This window comes from Rufibacter sp. XAAS-G3-1 (assembly GCF_013623775.1).
Lineage (GTDB): Bacteria > Bacteroidota > Bacteroidia > Cytophagales > Hymenobacteraceae > Nibribacter.
Map to the genome: position 1 here is coordinate 34,400 of NZ_JABFAM010000001.1, position 16,690 is coordinate 51,089.

A 16,690-nucleotide genomic window follows, 5' to 3' on the forward strand; every position below is an offset into this window, starting at 1 on the left:
TCTTTTAGAAACGTAAGAGAAGAGCCTCTCTGAAACGGGCTCCTTAGTCTATAACACATCAAAAAAAACCGCATATAAACCGCTACAGGTATCTTCTATTTGCGAAGACAAAGGGAAGCCCCCTTTCCTGTTGTAGCCCACCCTTTCTGAAGGCGAACCCAACTGCCAGTGGTTATTTTTAGAGAGGCCACAATCAAGGGAGAAGCTTCCGTTTCACAAACGTTGCCATTTTGGCCGTTACAGCCAATCCAAAAAAGAATGAAGCGGACTAAAAACCACGTACTATTTTGGTAGTCCAGGAAAACGAATGCCAGAAGCTGTTTAGAGCTTGTTTGAATTTCATCTTTGCGCTGTAAACCTAGATTCAACCAAGCTCTAAGAGTTTTATGCCTGCGTTCCTAAAAACAGCCTGGAAACGGTGATTCAAGCAGATGCTTGCGGCAGTGTACAAATAAACCTCCTGTTTCTGGCTTGTTTCCATAAAAGTAGCCTAAAAACGATGGCATAAGTTCACGCTTGCCCCAGAGAAATTGCTCTAAATACCGATTTACGAAAACTCTAAGCAGGTTTATAGACTACAACAGAACCCTTGCCTTTCTTCGGCCCTACTACTTGCAAAGGCCTTATAATTCTACCAATCTATTGACCTGGAAGGAACACTGGGACTGGCACTATTGTTGTAGATACAAGAATCATGACAGGAAATCACCTTTGAACTTAGGCAGATTTATTTTATCATCGTAAAATCAATTGTGCTTTTTGGCGTTGGTAAAGGGGAACGGAGAGTTTAGGCTCTATGAACTTCAATCAACCTTTACAAAGGGCCATTCCTGCATAAACCACACAAACGAGTACACTTGAATTCCAAACCCATGAAAAATAGCACGCTTCCCTCAATTGCTGCGTTATTGAAAAATTTAATTTCCAGGTTAACCGGCCCCACCTTGCAACCCATCCCGGTTCCGGTTCGGCAGAGTAATCGCTAATAACGACATTCCTCTGGTAGCTTCGGCAGTAAAGAGAGCCCACAAACCTCAAAAAATAAAGAATCCTGAATCCCTGCTACCTTTAGTGGCAGGGATTTTTATTGGTAAATCTGTGGGCATAACATCCCTGTTGCATGATGGTGGGCCTTAGAAGGAGATGGTGACGCGCCGAAACCCACCCCTCCCCCCTGAGGAGGGGAATACGCCTTAGCAGGGGAAAGGAATGCAACGTGAACTCAGGAATTTTCCAAGTCCATCCCAACCTTGCTGTTCGGGAGTTCTACTCCCGAATTTGTCTGCTGCGGAGTTCCACTCCGCCGGGAACCACGGGCAAAAGAAGGGGAGTGGAACTCCGGAAGAGCGATTTAATGCAACCACTAATCAGTACATGCTATGGTCTTACTTACTTTCCCAGTTCCAGTCTTCCCCGAGCGCGCCTCGCTTTTGGCCCTAGATGAACATTAGCTAAGAGAAGAGAACTTCACAGGCCGAAAGGGCAGTGCGAGAGGGGAAGACGGGGCCCCGCGGCCGTGAGCGCTTAGCGGAAGCTATGAAACAATACAGTACCTGCATCCACGCAAATAGCAGCCAAGCCGAGGGAACAGCAAACTGCATGCACCTGCTAACCTCCATTTAACATGCGGATAAACCAAGGGAACACCGTAAGGCATGCACAAACTATCACTCTACAAAAGCCATTTCCAGGCAGAGGCTAAAAAGGAACCAACAGTGGATATAAGTCCTTTAACATCGGTGACCCCTGCCTTCACATTCGTGTTTCAGCACTATTTTTTGGAAAAAAGGCCAAAAACCAGATTTCGTAAGTGAAGGAAAATTCTTTGCGTTCTCTAAAGCAAATCTTGTTTTAAGGCTGATTTTGCTAAAACAGCACGAAAACCCCTTAGCACAGCCCCCGCTTTGTTCAGTAAGTTCTTACTTATTTTAGTAATTTCCCTCCTTAATAAAACCCCTCCATGGCATCTTCTCCAGAAAACACCCGCCGTAGCTTTATCAAGAAAGCCGCCTTAGGCGGTGTGGCTACCATTGGCATCCCGCAGATCATCACCCAGGCTTTTGCGGCCGAAAAACCAAAAGACATTTCCTTCAAGAAAGACAGCGTCTTGCTCTTTCAGGGAGATTCCATCACCGATGCAGGCCGTAACCGCGACACGACCGAGTTCAACAGCGGCAAAGCGTTAGGCAGCGGCTATGCCATGCTGGCCTCGGCCGAGTTGCTTCACGCCCACGCCGATAAAAACCTGAAGATCTACAACAAAGGCATCAGCGGTTTCAAGGTGTACCAGGTGGCGGGGCGGTGGGACACTGACGCGCTGGCCCTCAAACCAGACGTGCTCAGTATGTTGATTGGCGTGAACGATTTCTGGCATACCCTGTCCTCGGGCTACAAAGGCACCCTGCAAACCTATCGGCAGGATTACCGGGCGCTGCTGGATCGCACCAAACAACAGTTGCCCGAGGTACAGTTGATCATAGGAGAGCCCTTCGCGGTAAAAGGCATCAAGGCGGTGGACGAGAAATGGTTCCCGGCTTTTGATGAATACCGGCAGGCTGCCCGCGAGCTCGCCCACCAGTTCAATGCCACTTTTATTCCGTACCAAAGCGTGTATGAAAAAGCGCAGAAGCAGGCACCGGGCGTGTATTGGACGTATGACGGCGTGCACCCTACCCTGGCCGGTGCCCAATTGATGGCCCAGGCCTGGTTGAAAGCGGTGAAAAGCTAATTTCTACTTCTTCCATTTACCTGATATTCCCCTTCCCTAGAAATGAAATTCAACTCCTTCCTGGTAAGTGCCCTGCTGGTCTCCGGTACTACGTTCGCCCAGTCCCTCACGCTGGAAAAAGAGGTAGCGCAACAACTTAGAACGGTAAAGCCCGAGGCCATCAAGGCACACATCCGGTACTTAGCCGATGATAAATTATTGGGGCGCCTTCCCGGCACGCCCGGTTACCAGATGGCCGTGGATTACGTGGTGCAGCAGTTCAAGAAGATGGGCGTGCAGCCGGGCGGCGAAAACGGGACGTACCTGCAGACGGTGAGAATCAGGAAAGCGTTCACGGGCAAAGACGCCGCGCTCTCCCTCACCACTGCCCAGGGAACAAAGACCCTAGTACCGGGGACTGATTTCGCCATCTACCCAAACCCGCAGAACCCATCCGTTAGCCTAAACGCTCCCCTGGCCTTCGCCGGTTACGGCATCACCGCGCCGGAAGTGGGCTATGATGATTATGCGAACCTGGATGTGAAAGGAAAAGTAGTGGTGATCTTGCGCGGAGCGCCTAAGAACTTCCATTCAACCATTGCGGCCGCCAGCATGCACTTTTCCACCATCTTGCAGAACGCCGTGAACCATGGTGCCGTGGGCGTCATCATTGGCACTAACAATCCACAGGCCCGGGTTCCCAACCTGAGCCGCGGCGCCAACAGCGTCATGACCGCCAACGGAAAAGTGGCCGCTTCGGGGAGTTATGTTTCTGATCAGTCCAGGCTGCTAGCCTCGGTGAACGCCGCCACCTTTCACGCGCTGCTGCAGGGAGCCGGTCTGGACACCGCCCAGGTAGTGGCCAACCTGCAGAAAGGAACCCCTGCCTCGGCCGCCTTACAAGCTAAACTACAGGCAAAATACACCTCTACCTACCAGGACTTTGACTCTTACAACGTAGCCGGTAAAATCACGGGTTCAGACGCTGCCTTGCGCGACGAATACGTGGTGCATAGCGCCCACTTGGATCACATGGGAATAAGCACTCCCGTAAAAGGCGACTCTATTTATAACGGGGCACATGACAATGCCTCTGGCGTGGCCAGCGTACTGGAGATTGCCAAGCTGTATTCTCAACTGAAGCAGAAGCCCAAGCGCTCCCTCCTGTTTTTGCTGGTTACCGCCGAAGAAATGGGCTTGCTGGGCTCCGCTTACTTTGCCAAGTACCCCACCGTTCCCAAGCAGCAGATTGTAGCCGGCATCAACACTGACATGCCTACCATTATTGCCCCCCTCCTGTCGGCGGTGGCGTTGGGGGCCGAGCATTCTTCCTTGAAACAACCGGTAGCCAACGCGGCGGGGTATTTGGGCATTTCGGTAGAAGCTGACCCAGAGCCAGACCAGAACCGGTTTATCCGGAGCGACCAGTTCAGTTTCGTGTCGCAGGGGATTCCGGCGCTGCATATCAAGTATGGCAACAAGACCAAAGACGGCCAGAACAACCTCAACAAACAGGTAGAGGTTTGGCGCGCCGGTTTCTACCACAAACCGCAGGATGAACTGAATGACTCCTTTGATTTTGAGGCCGGCAAACACTACGTGCAGTTGAACTTCCTGATCAGTTACCAGGTAGCCCAGGCAAAAGAGCGCCCCACCTGGAACCCCAATGACTTCTTCGGGGGCCGGTACAAGAAATAACCGTTACTGTCATTTACTGACCTCACCCCCAGCCCCTCTCCCACGGAGAGGGGAGTTTTGCTGATGCGTTTTGGGGCTGTTTTGCGGAAAACGGGCTTGAAACGCAGGAGCCGGAATTATTGGATACCTGTAGAGACCAGGCACTGCCTTGTCTCAGGTACGCATTGCTTTCTACAGCTGGTTTTCCTGCGGATGCAGACACCCTTCCCTTGCCTCAGCGTTTTAAGGCTGTTTTACGGAAAATAGGCCAGAAACGGCATTGGCACAGACACTCGTAGGAGCTGCGCATACTACGAGGTCCTTGGAGCGGGCGATATCTTAGAACCAACTGGCGCGAGACTGAAGTCTCGTGCCATGGGATGAAGCGAGTCTTCAGACTTGCCAGGAACCACCGGCAGATAGGGCGAACTAAGTCTGGAGACAGCATTACGTTATCCTATTCGCCCTCCTGGAAGGATCTTGTGGGCGAACCAGGATAGCTTTGATGGAGCGCTAGTGCCGTTCGCCCACAAGATCCTTCCAGGAGGACGACAAAAGAGTAGGACAAACTAATTTTGTCCGCGTGCTTAGCTGTAATTTATTTGATTCCCGTTTAGGGGCTGTTTTCTCATAAACAGCCCCTAAACGGGAATTTTAGTTTTCGGCCGGAGGCTGAAAGAATATGATATCCGAGCATTCCCGTCTGAAAACTCAATTTAGAAGACTTTCCTTTCTTCTCTGGCTTCTAATGGTACCTCCCGCGTAAGGCCGCAAGTGAACTTGTCCAATCCTTTCGTTTCAGGTCTGAAATTGAAAAAACAGCCTGAAAACGCCTCGCCTTTCTCTTAGGAAGACCACATCACCTTCCTTTTAAACTATCCATCGCTTCAGCATACCACCATAAACATCTGGTTATCATTGAACTATCTTTAACAAAAAGCAGGTAAAGAATTATTTTAAAATTTGGTTCTCAAAATTATGAACCAAAGAAACTAACTTATACCTTTGTGCTGTTCTTAAACAAACGAAAGGAGCAGCAGTGGCACAGTTAACGCAAGAACAAAGACAATTGATTGAGAAAATGGGCATTTACCATGAGCAGCAGGGCTTTCCGCCCGTAACTGGCAGGATCATGGGCTTGCTCTACGTCTCTGACCGGCCGCACCTTAGCTTTGAGGAGATTGTGGAGACCCTGAACATCAGCAAAAGTGCCGCCAGTAATGCCCTCCAGTTACTACAACAGATGCACCTCATTGAGTACACCACGTATTCTGGCGACCGGAAACGGTACTTTGGGGCGTTGCTGGAAAACTGGCACGAAGAGGTGGTGAATAAAATGGGATCTGTTCTGGGCTTCAGCAAGCTGCTCAGACAAGCCAATGAACTAAGGGGCGATGTGAACCCCGAAATGAACGAGAGGGTGCTGGAACGCATTGAGTTCATGGAGTTTCTTTCCAGAGAAGTCCCGGCCCTTTTGCAGAAGTGGCTTAAAGAGAGAAACTAATATTTTTTTACCCAATTAGTTCTTCTAATTCAGAACTAAAAAATTTAAAAACCAATTAATACTAAGTAAAACCGTGAATAAGAAGCATTCCATACTGAGCCTGCTACTCACTTTAGTAGCCAGTTTCAGTTTCGCGCAGACCCAGCAAACCTTACCAACCGGCCCTACCACCTTGCAGCAGGCCTTGAGGTACGCGGTTGCCAACAACGAAGACGTGAAAAAAGCGCTCCAAGACGAGCAAAGCGCAGAATACCGGATCAGGGAAACCAAAGGCTCCGGCCTTCCCCAGCTTTCCGCCAACGGCAGATTGACCGTAAACCCAGCCCTGGCGGTTCAGCTGCTGCCTGGTGAACTGGCGGGAGAACCTGCCGGCACCTTTATTCCGGTGCAGTTCGGCACGAAGTACGTGGCCCAGGGAGGTCTGGAGTTGCAGCAGCTTATCTTCAGAAAGTCGTTTTTTGTAGGACTGGAGGCCGCTAACACCACCCGTGATCTGTATGCCCTGCGCACCCGCATGAGCGAGGAGGAGGTGCTTTACAACGTAAGCTCCTCTTACCTGCAGCTGCTGCAAACCAAGGAGCAGTTCAACAACATAGAGGCCAATTTCAACCGCCTGGAGCAACTGGAGAAGATCCTGAATCTGCAGTACCAGAATGACGTGGCCACCAAAGTGGAACTGAACCGGGTAACGGTGAACAAGATCAACCTGGAGAACCAGCGGAAGACGCTGGCGGCCACGTATGAGCAGCAACTGAACGGACTCAAATTCTTCATGGGGCTGCCCATAGACCAACCCCTTGAGATTTCAGATTCTACCGGTTTGCTGGGCTCTGCCATACCGCCTGTAGAGGACGCCAAAGCTATTCTGGCCCAGCGCGTAGACTACAAGCAACTGCTTACCCAAAGGAGACTGTACGAGTTGAACGTCAAGAATATCAGATCTGGGTACTATCCCAGCCTGAGCGGCTTTGGGCAGTTCAACTACAACGCGCAGCGCAATGAGTTTACGTTCTTTGACGGAAACCAGCCCTGGTTCAACTCTGTGGCCCTGGGTGTGCAACTGAACATCCCTATTTTTGACGGCTTCCAGCGCCGGAATCAGATCCGCCAGGCGCAGGTTGAGGTCAACAAAGTGGAGTATGACATCAGCAAGCTGACCCGTAACACCCAGATGACCTTAGACAACAGCATCCGTCAGATGGAAACCAGCCTGTCCTCCATCCAGGCGCAGGAGCGAAACGTTCAGCTTGCCCAGGAAGTCTACAACAACACCAATGCCCTCTACAAAGAAGGGCTGTCTCCTCTGACAGATGTTCTGGAGACCGAGGTAAGCCTGCGTGAGGCCCAAACCAACCTGAACAACGAAAGACTGAAGTACCAAATAGCCCAGCTGGACTACATCAGAGCCCGCGGCGAGATCAAAAACCTAATCCAATAACACCTTATCCGTACATCTTAAAAAAATGAAAAAGCTAATTTATATCCTCGTTGTTGTTGTCTTGGTGGGCGCAGTAGCTTATACCCTTAACAAGAACAAAAAGGAAATGACCGAAGCCGCCGCTGTGGCCGAGATCAAAAGCGAGGCCATTCCAGTGGCGCTTACTGAGGCCAAAACTGCCCAGTTAGACAAATCTTTCACCGTGCAGGGAAACTTTGAGCCGGTGCAGAGCCTTACGCTCATGTCTGAGACCTCTGGCCAGATCCAGCGCGTGCTCAAGAGAAAAGGAGACCGCGTGCGTACCGGTGACCTGTTAGTGCAAGTGGAAAGCAGCACCATGAACGCTGATCTGGCCACCGCCCAAGCCAACTATGAGAAAGCCAAACGTGACCTGGGTCGCTTTGAGAACCTGGCTGCGGGTGAGGCCATCACCAAGCGCCAACTGGAAGACGTCCGTCTGAATGTAAGTACTACCCGTGCCCAATTGGTGGCCGCCCGCCAGCGTCTGACCAAGACCCGCATCACGGCCCCTATTAGCGGCGAGATCAACGAGATGTACATAGAGGTAGGCTCTTACCTGAACCCCGGAACCAAGTTGTATGACATCGTGAACGTGGATAGGTTGAAACTGAACGTGACGGTTTCTGAGGCAGAAGTACTTCTGGTGAAAGAAGGCCAGAAAGTGAAAGTGTCAGCCAACGCCGGAGGAACCCAGGAATATGATGGCACCGTGACCGCTATAGCGGCGCAGGCAGACGCCACCCTGAAGTATGACGTGGAGATTGAGGTGAAGAACACCGCCAAAAACAACCTGCGTGCGGGTATGTACGGCACGGCGGCCTTCCAGGTAGCCGATCAGCGTGATGCCATGTTGTTAGCCCGCGAAGCCATTGTGGGGAGTATCCAGGATCCAAGCGTATGGGTGGTGAAGGACAACAAAGCCTCTCTCCGCAAAGTGAAAGTGGGGGTTGTAACCCAAGACCAAGTGGAGATTCTGGACGGGGTACAACCCGGCGAGAAAGTAGTGCAGAGCGGGCAGATCAACCTGCGTGAAGGCATTCAGGTGACCCCACTTAAATAATTTAAGACAAGTAGCTTTTCTTATTAAGAAGAAGTAAAAAAATGAACATAACCAAATTATCCATACAGCGGTCAAGCTTGGTAGTGGTGGTCTTTACCGTCCTCACCCTACTGGGTATTGTCTCGTACCAATCCCTCAACTACGAGTTGCTGCCAAAGTTCAGCCCGCCGGTATTGACCATATCTACTCTTTACCCTGGGGCTTCGCCGAACGAGGTGGAGAACTCCGTGACCAAAGAGATTGAAGATGTGCTTTCTTCGCTGGAGAACGTGAAAGAGATGAAAGGAACCTCTCTGGAGAGTTTCTCCATCATCACGGTACAATTGAACCAGGGCACCAACGTAGACTTGGCCTTGCAAGATGCCCAGCGGAAAGTAAACACCATTCTGGCCAACCTGCCCGAAGACGCTGACGCCCCTACCCTGAACAAGTTTGACTTTGACGACCTGCCCATCATCAAGATGGGGGCTACGGCTAACATGCCCGCCACCGAGTTCTTCGACCTGATTGACAACAAGATCACGCCGGAACTTTCCCGCGTGCCGGGTATGGCCCAGATCAAAGTGCTGGGTGGTGCCGAGCGCGAAATCAAGGTGAACATCAAAGCCGATCAGCTGGAGGCCTATGGCATTTCCATTCTACAGGTTCAGCAGAAAATCAGAAACTCCAACCTAGACTTCCCTACCGGTAGAATCAAGAACGAGAACGGCCAAACCCAGCTTCGTCTCTCCGGGAAATACCAGTCTTTGGATCAACTGCGGAACCTGGTCATCAGAGAAGACCAGAACGGAATTGTCCGCTTAAGCGACCTGGCAGAGGTTCAGGACACCCAGAAAGACGTGGAGGTGTTGAGCCGAATCAACTCCAAGGCCTCGGTGGGTATCACCATCCAGAAGCAGTCAGACGCCAATGCGGTGGAAGTAAGTGCCCAAACCAAAGCCGCCCTGGCTAAGCTGGAGCAAACCTATGCCGCCCAAGGCCTCAAGTTCAGCATTGCCTCTGACAGCTCTGACTTTACGTTAGAAGCCGCTGACTCGGTGTTGCATGACTTGATGATTGCGGTAGTTCTGGTAGCGGTGGTGATGTTGCTGTTCCTGCACTCCATCCGGAACGCGATCATTGTGATGGTGTCTATTCCGGCCTCTTTGGTGGCTACCTTTATTGCCATGTATCTATTGGGTTACTCCTTGAACCTGATGTCTTTGCTGGCACTCTCCTTGGTGGTAGGTATTCTGGTAGATGACGCCATTGTGGTGATTGAGAACATTTACCGGCACATGGAAATGGGCAAGAAACCGGCGCAGGCCGCTTATGACGGTATCAAAGAAATCATGGCTACGGTTACCTCCATTACCCTGGTAATTGTGGTAGTGTTTATTCCTATTGCCTTGTCAACCGGTCTGGTATCTGACATTCTGCGGCAGTTTGCCGTGGTAGTAGCGGTAGCCACCCTGATCTCCTTGTTTGTGGCCTTTACCTTGATTCCGTTGTTGGCCAGCCGCTTCTCTAAACTGGAGCACGTGTCTGACAAGAATATGTTCGGCCGCTTTATCCTGTGGTTTGAGCGTTTGCTGGACAGAATCATTGAAGGTTTCACGGGTGCGCTTAAATGGGCGTTCAACCATAAGTTCATCACCTTGGCGGCCACCTTCCTGCTGCTGGTTGCTTCCTTCATGTTGGTGCCGTTTGGCTTCATTGGGAATGAGTTTATTCCGGCCGGTGACCGTGGCGAGGTGAGCTTGCAGCTGGAGTTGCCCAAGAACGCGACGGTAGAGCAGACCAACTTTGCCACCAAACAGGTGGAAGAGTACCTGCGCGGCATACCGGAAGTATCCAGGGTCTTTACCACGGTAGGTACTACTTCTTCTTCCCAGGCGGGCCAGAACTCGGCGTACCAGTCTGAGGTTTCTGTTACCCTGGTAGATGTGAAAGAGCGCGCGTTCAGTACCCAGCAGTTCAGCCGTCAGGCCAAAGCTGATATAGAGAGCAAACTGCCCAACGTGGAAGTGACCCCGGTACCGGTAGGGCTGGTGGGTAACTCCCAGGCTCCTATCCAGGTAGTATTGTCTGGCCCCAGCCTTGACTCCTTGATTACGTTCTCCCAACAGGTGACCAAATTGGTGGAAAGCGTGGAAGGTACCGTTGACGTGGAAACCTCCGTGGAAGGTGGTAACCCTGAGATTGAGGTAGTGGTAGACCGCGACAAAATGGCGAGCGTGGGCCTGTCCCTGGAAAGCGTGGGGGCCGGTATGCAAATGGCTTTCTCTGGTAACACAGACGCTACTTTCCGCTCTGGCACCGAAGATTACGACATCAACATCCGGCTGGATGAGTTTGACCGCCGCAACGTGACCGACATAGGGAACCTGTCTTTCGTGAACAACTCAGGCCAACTGGTGCGTCTGGCGCAGTTCGCAGATATCAGGCAGTCTACCGGGCCGTCTCAGTTGGAGCGTACCAACCGCGTCACTTCATTGAACGTGAACGCACAGGTAATCGGCCGCCCGGCTGGTTCTGTGGGGGCTGACATCCAGGCGAAGATGGCCGAGATCAGAATCCCGAACGGGGTAACCGTTGACTTTGCCGGTGACTTGAAAAACCAGAGTGAGGGTTTCGGTACGTTGGGGATCGCCTTGCTGGCTTCTATCATCTTCGTGTACCTGATCATGGTGGCCCTGTATGACTCTTACGTGTACCCGCTGGTGGTACTGTTCTCCATTCCGCTCGCCATCATTGGGGCCTTGCTGGCCTTGGCCTTGGCCGCGCAGAGTTTGAGTATCTTCTCCATCTTGGGGATTATCATGATGATTGGTCTGGTAGCCAAGAACGCGATCATGGTGGTGGACTTCACCAACCAGATGAAGAAGGAAGGGCACCACGTGAAAGATGCATTGATTGAAGCCGTGCGCATCCGTTTCCGGCCCATTTTGATGACAACCCTGGCCATGGTGATTGGTATGTTGCCTATCGCGTTGGCCGGTGGCTCCGTGGCCGCCACTAAAAATGGTTTGGCCTGGGCCTTGATTGGTGGTCTGAGCTCGTCCATGTTCCTGACCCTGATTGTGGTGCCTATCATCTACTACGGCTTTGACCGCATCCTGGCCAAGTTTGGCTGGGACAAGCAAACCGAGATTGTCTTGATTGACAAAACCGCCGAGGAGTTGGAGCGCGAAACCGCCGAACTGGAAGCGAAAAAAGAGCAGCACCACGGCCAACCGGCCCTGGTGTAACCAGAAACATACTACCTGAATTGAAGAATGAATGATGAAGAAAGGCGGGCGCATTTTGCACCCGTTTTTCACTTTCATAAAGGAAACTGGCCCAAGTAGCTGATAAACCAAAAGCCATCGTACTTTTGCACCGCGTTTTTGCAAGCCCTCTGAAAAGAGGCTGTTTTCTGAAAAGAAGCCCAAAAACCAGCCTTCCTCTTTCTTCCGTAGTTAAAAAGAAAAACTATAGAACACGTTTACCCAACCTTATATGATAGCCGCAGCAGTTCCTCCTTCCGTTACCCAGAAGGTAGTTAAAATCATCAGTAAAGTAAAAAGCATCCAACCGTCCCGTCTCCGGATCTCCACTGACCTCAGCAAAGAATTCGGCTTTGACACCGTTGACCTGGTCAGCACGATCTGGGAACTGGAGAAAAGCTTCAAGATTGAGATTCCAGATGAGGTGCCGCTGAACACGGTGGGCGACTTTGTAGAATTTGTCTCTTACCAGACCAAAAAAGCTTCCTAGCTTTCTTTTACCGCAGGCCCTAAACAGGATCGCACGTCTTTCCGGTTTTGGGCCTGTTTTTCAAAAAACCAGCCTAAAACGCCCGCCCTTTTTCGTCCTGCCGTCGTTCCCTCCCCCAGCTTTGCGGCAGTACTGAAAAACGCCTCTCAACCGCACTTCTCCTGCCCTATTCTATTGCTTATCAGTATCCTAGAGGATACTGTAATTAGTTGATAAAATCAACTAATTTTCTCAACTTTGCAGCAGTTACACCGCAAGAAATGAACGAAGCCGTACATCTGGGATTATTGATTGGGAGAACCGGTTTGGCGCTGGGAAAAGCCGTGGAGAAGGCATTTATGCAGGCCGGTATAGACCTCACTTTCCAACATTTTATATTTCTTAACCTTTTATCTAAAAACAACACTCTGATCCAGCAGGAACTGGCCGACATTGTGGAGAAAGACAAATCTGCGGTGCTCAGAATTATAGCTGTCCTGGAAGGGAAAAAGCTGGTAGAACGAATGGGAGACACCTGTGACCGAAGAAAAAAATCGCTCTTCCTCACCCCGCTGGGAACAAGTCTGCTGAAGAAAGCCCAGAAGATTGAACACAGCGTGATCACTCATTTACAGGAAGGCCTAACCCAGGAAGAGATTAACACTTTTGTGAAAGTAGCCTTGCATCTAAAAAACAGGATTTAATATTTTTTTAAGCTATTGGTTGACAAAGTCAACTACCACCTACGCACCAGATAGTTGACTAGATCAACGGAATAATCAAGCATATTTCCTCACAGCTTCAAACCACTCTTCTACTGAAGAATTTGCCTTGACGGCAATACTACTTTTTGTCATATACTATGTTACCTCCTATTCCTCATACCCTGGCTATTCCCACTAAAAAAGGACGTGTCAGTTTTCTACGTTTCTTCTACTTCTGCTGCCTGTTTTTTGTAGTTGCGGGGGCACCCTTCACTTCTGTGCAGGCCCAGACCGTGACCACCGTCAAAGGAACCATCAAAGATGCTCTCACCAAAGAGCCCTTGATTGGGGTCTCCATTTTCATACCGGGGACTAACGTGGGGGCCAGTACTGATCTGGAGGGAAACTTCTCCTTGAAGACCACGCAGACCCAGACCAAAGTCCAGTTCACGTATCTGGGGTACAAACCAGTCACGCGCGACATCGCCCTTGGGCAGGCCCAGGTGCTGAACATCCTGATGGAGAGCGACGCCCGCCAACTGAAGGAAGTAGTGATCAAAGGCCGGAGCCGCAACTACAGCAACAAGAACAATCCGGCCGTAGACCTCATCCGGCTGGTGGTAGACAACAAAAACAAAAACCGCCTGGAGAGTTATGATTACGTGCAGTACCACCAGTATGACAAGCTGCAACTTTCGCTGACCAACACGCCCGAGAACCTGCGCAACAACATCCTGCTCAGGAAGTACGACTTCGTCACCAAAAACATAGACACTACTATTTTGCCTGGTTTGGGGGTTCTGCCTTTGTACCTGCAGGAATCGCTTTCGCAGCACTATTACCGGAAAGACCCTGAAAAGAGAAAAACCATTGTAGAGGCCGATAAGCAGGTGAATTTTGGGGAATTCGTCAACGTCAAGAACTATGTGAAGCACATGTACCAAGACATTGACATCTACAAAAACAACATCACTATCCTAACAAACCAGTTCTTGAGTCCTATTGCAGACCTGTCTCCTACTTTTTACCGGTTCTACATCACAGATACGGTAGTGGTAGACGGCCAGAAACTAACAGAGCTTTCCTTCAGCCCTAAAAACGAAACCGACTTTCTGTTTACCGGCAAACTGTACGTGACCACAGACGGAAATTACGCGGTGCAGAAAGTAGACATGGGCGTTGGCAAGAGTGTGAACATTAACTGGGTGCGGGATCTGCAGATAACCCTGGATTTTGAGCGACTCCCCAATGGCCGCTACAACCTGAGCAAAAGCGTACTGAAAACAGACTTTGCGGTGACCGGGAACAGTAAAGGCGGCGTATACGGAGAACGAACCCTTTCCTTCAAAGATTACCAGGTAAACCAGCCCCAGCCCGGTACCCTATACGAAGGCGAAGCCGAGGTGAAAGCACCGGTAGCCGAGGTGCGTGATGATAATTACTGGGCCGCTAACCGCCATGACAGTCTTTCCGTTACAGAGGCTAATACTTACACCAGCATTGACAGTCTTCAGAACACCCGCTCCTTTAAACGCACGGTAGACTATGCAACCCTGTTTATTGCCGGTTACAAGAAAGCGGGGCCTTATTTTGAGATAGGACCGGTGAACACCTTCTACAACTATAATCCGGTAGAAGGCTTCAGGTTACGGGCGGGCGGCAGAACCACCACCGCGTTCAGCAAGAAAGTCATGTTTGAAACCTATGCCGCCTATGGCTTCAAAGACGAGAAGTGGAAGTACAACCTGCTGGGTACCTACTCCTTTACAGACCGCTCCATCTTTGATTTCCCGGTACGGGCTATAAGGGCAAACTACCAGAAAGACACCAAGATTCCGGGGCAGGATTTGCAGTTCATTCAGGAGGGGAATATTCTGCTGTCCCTTAACCGCGGTAACAATGACAAATGGCTCTACAATGAAACGTATTATGTAGACTACCTGCACGAGTTCAACAACCACTTCTCTTACCGCGTTGGGTTTAAGAACTGGAAACAGAGCCCGGCTGGCACCTTAGAGTACCTACCTGCCAACTATACCGCCCCGCCTACCGAAGGCACTGATAACGCAAAACCCGCAGGCCTGCAAAGCATCACCACCTCACAGCTGCAGTTGGAGTTGCGGTGGGCACCCCATGAGGAGTTTGTGCAGGGGAAACTCTATCGTTTTCCCATTGCAAGCCGCTACCCGGTTTTCACGTTGCGGGCCTCGGCCGGAGTGAAAGGCTTGTTTGGCGGCGATTACGACTTCCAAACCGTGGCCATGAACATATCTAAACGCTTCTACTGGTCGCAACTGGGGTATTCAGACGTGGCGGCGGAAGGTGGTTATATTTTTGGCAAAGTGCCCTTCCCCCTCCTGACCATCCATAGAGCCAACCAGTCGTATTTTTACCAGGTACAGTCGTACAACCTCATGAACTTCCTGGAGTTTGTGAGCGACCAATACGCCAGCATCAACATTGACCACAGTTTCAACGGGTTTATCTTCAACAAACTACCGTTGATTAAGAAAACCAAGTTGCGGGAATTGGCAACGCTCAAAGTGCTCTACGGGAAGGTACGGGAAGAGAACAACCCTACCAAGAACCAAGACCTTCTTCGTTTCCCCACCTATGCCTCGGGCTTGCCCATTACCTATACCCTGGATAGAAAACCGTACGTAGAAGCCAGCCTGGGCGTGGGTAATATCTTCAAGGTATTCCGGGTAGATGTGGTGAAAAGATTGACATACCTTGACAATCCAGACGTTTCTGAACTGGGTATCAGAACCTTGTTTAAGTTTGATTTCTAAAAACCAGCCCATAAACCTTCCCTAACAGCAAGGCCTTCCTGACGAAACGGGAAGGCCTTTTGGTTTTAAGCCTGTTTTCCTGAAATCAACCCGAAAACGGCTGGCTGTTTGTTTAGATTTCTGAATAAGCGGTGGGGTGCAGCAGATAGACATCGGCGCGGAGGAAGTTGTTGGCGTACTGGGGCATGGCGCTCATTTTCTTCCAGGCCGGGTCTGCTCCAAACGCTTTCCACTTTTCATCCCTACTGGCCTTGCTCTCAAAGGACGTCATGTACATCAGGTTGGGCATTTTGCTTCCGGCTTTTACCTGGGCGTAGAACACGGGGTTGAACCCTAACCGGCTGAAGATCTCCATCTCGCCCTGGTTGAACATGGCGATTTTGTTTTCGTGCAGATCTTCGGTGGCCGCCTCGTAGCTTCGTAATTCATAGATTCGCTCTGCAGGCGCGGCTTTCAGGTTAGGGGCCGTGAACATGGGGTTGCCCTCAAAAGCTTCCATTAGCACCACTTCTATGCGCTGGTAAACCGGGTTGTTGAAGGCGGCATTAAAGTAGTCCTGACCGGCGGTGGCCAACTGTTTGTCTTTGGTGAGGTCTTCCTCTACTTTGAAAACCTGCGCCGCAGATTTGAACGGGATAAACACATACACCAGCTTTTCAGCAGAACCGGTTGCATTTGCCGCCGCATCCTGGGCGGGTTTGAACACCCCCACTTTGGCTACGCCGGCGCGGTGCAGGGCGGGCAAATAAGCGTCTTTCAGGAATCTGTCTAACCGGTTTTCCTGGGCCTGGTCTTTCAGGTGGTAAATTTTAAGCTGGTAGAACTCCCGTTTGGGCGCTGAAACCGCCTTGAAAGTAATGGCCAACCCTAAGAAGGCTGCCAACAGGAAAGCGATGCGTTTTTTTCGTTTGGCTAGGTGCATAGAAGCAGTAGAGAATTTGTAAAACAGAGTTCTGGGGTACACAGAAAGGCTTATTGATAAAGCTGTTTAGGAAAGTCAAAGTAAAATTCGCCCTTGCTGCGTGTTTTCACCAGCAAGCGGAAAGGTGCCTGCGTCTGGCTCTTTGGTG

10 protein-coding genes are annotated in these 16,690 nt (G+C 50.7%); 9 read left to right on the forward strand and 1 reads right to left on the reverse strand.

The window, feature by feature from the left end; translation table 11 throughout:
* Nucleotides 1–1,960 precede the first annotated feature (1,960 nt).
* From HHO50_RS00145 to HHO50_RS00185, 9 genes are all read left to right on the forward strand, one after another.
* Complete coding sequence (locus HHO50_RS00145) at nucleotides 1,961–2,728, forward strand: SGNH/GDSL hydrolase family protein (protein WP_181303980.1); 768 nt, start codon at nucleotides 1,961–1,963, stop codon at nucleotides 2,726–2,728.
* Between the two features lie 42 nt (nucleotides 2,729–2,770).
* Nucleotides 2,771–4,405 carry a M28 family peptidase gene (locus tag HHO50_RS00150; protein ID WP_181303981.1) on the forward strand — a complete coding sequence of 545 codons (1,635 nt, stop codon included), beginning with the start codon at nucleotides 2,771–2,773 and terminating at the stop codon, nucleotides 4,403–4,405.
* Nucleotides 4,406–5,423: 1,018 nt separating this feature from the next.
* Nucleotides 5,424–5,888: a MarR family transcriptional regulator gene (locus HHO50_RS00155; protein ID WP_181303982.1), complete on the forward strand. Its 465-nt coding sequence runs from the start codon at nucleotides 5,424–5,426 to the stop codon at nucleotides 5,886–5,888.
* A 73-nt stretch (nucleotides 5,889–5,961) separates the two neighbouring features.
* Entirely contained in the window at nucleotides 5,962–7,326 is a 1,365-nt protein-coding gene (locus HHO50_RS00160; protein ID WP_370457504.1) for a TolC family protein, read from the forward strand.
* A gap of 25 nt (nucleotides 7,327–7,351) precedes the next feature.
* Nucleotides 7,352–8,407: an efflux RND transporter periplasmic adaptor subunit gene (locus HHO50_RS00165; protein ID WP_181303983.1), complete on the forward strand. Its 1,056-nt coding sequence runs from the start codon at nucleotides 7,352–7,354 to the stop codon at nucleotides 8,405–8,407.
* A 41-nt stretch (nucleotides 8,408–8,448) separates the two neighbouring features.
* Nucleotides 8,449–11,637, forward strand: a complete 3,189-nt coding sequence (locus tag HHO50_RS00170) for an efflux RND transporter permease subunit (RefSeq protein ID WP_181303984.1) — start codon at nucleotides 8,449–8,451, stop codon at nucleotides 11,635–11,637.
* Between the two features lie 250 nt (nucleotides 11,638–11,887).
* Nucleotides 11,888–12,145: an acyl carrier protein gene (locus tag HHO50_RS00175; protein WP_181303985.1), complete on the forward strand. Its 258-nt coding sequence runs from the start codon at nucleotides 11,888–11,890 to the stop codon at nucleotides 12,143–12,145.
* Nucleotides 12,146–12,405: 260 nt separating this feature from the next.
* A complete protein-coding gene (locus HHO50_RS00180; RefSeq protein WP_181303986.1) occupies nucleotides 12,406–12,828 on the forward strand; it encodes a MarR family winged helix-turn-helix transcriptional regulator in 423 nt (140 codons plus the stop codon).
* A gap of 158 nt (nucleotides 12,829–12,986) precedes the next feature.
* Nucleotides 12,987–15,620, forward strand: a complete 2,634-nt coding sequence (locus HHO50_RS00185; protein WP_181303987.1) for a DUF5686 and carboxypeptidase-like regulatory domain-containing protein — start codon at nucleotides 12,987–12,989, stop codon at nucleotides 15,618–15,620.
* Between the two features lie 112 nt (nucleotides 15,621–15,732).
* Here the strand turns inward: HHO50_RS00185 and HHO50_RS00190 are convergent, their stop codons facing one another.
* Entirely contained in the window at nucleotides 15,733–16,542 is an 810-nt protein-coding gene (locus HHO50_RS00190; protein ID WP_181303988.1) for an NIPSNAP family protein, read from the reverse strand.
* Nucleotides 16,543–16,690: the final 148 nt, after the last annotated feature.

Excerpts from the sequence above, each read along its gene's own strand:
- HHO50_RS00145 (WP_181303980.1), top strand. The coding sequence starts at position 1,961 with ATGGCATCTTCTCCAGAAAACACCCGCCGTAGCTTTATCAAGAAAGCC.
- HHO50_RS00150 (WP_181303981.1), top strand. The coding sequence starts at position 2,771 with ATGAAATTCAACTCCTTCCTGGTAAGTGCCCTGCTGGTCTCCGGTACT.
- HHO50_RS00165 (WP_181303983.1), top strand. The coding sequence starts at position 7,352 with ATGAAAAAGCTAATTTATATCCTCGTTGTTGTTGTCTTGGTGGGCGCA.
- HHO50_RS00170 (WP_181303984.1), top strand. The coding sequence starts at position 8,449 with ATGAACATAACCAAATTATCCATACAGCGGTCAAGCTTGGTAGTGGTG.
- HHO50_RS00175 (WP_181303985.1), top strand. The coding sequence starts at position 11,888 with ATGATAGCCGCAGCAGTTCCTCCTTCCGTTACCCAGAAGGTAGTTAAA.
- HHO50_RS00180 (WP_181303986.1), top strand. The coding sequence starts at position 12,406 with ATGAACGAAGCCGTACATCTGGGATTATTGATTGGGAGAACCGGTTTG.
- HHO50_RS00185 (WP_181303987.1), top strand. The coding sequence starts at position 12,987 with ATGTTACCTCCTATTCCTCATACCCTGGCTATTCCCACTAAAAAAGGA.
- HHO50_RS00190 (WP_181303988.1), bottom strand. The coding sequence starts at position 16,542 with ATGCACCTAGCCAAACGAAAAAAACGCATCGCTTTCCTGTTGGCAGCC.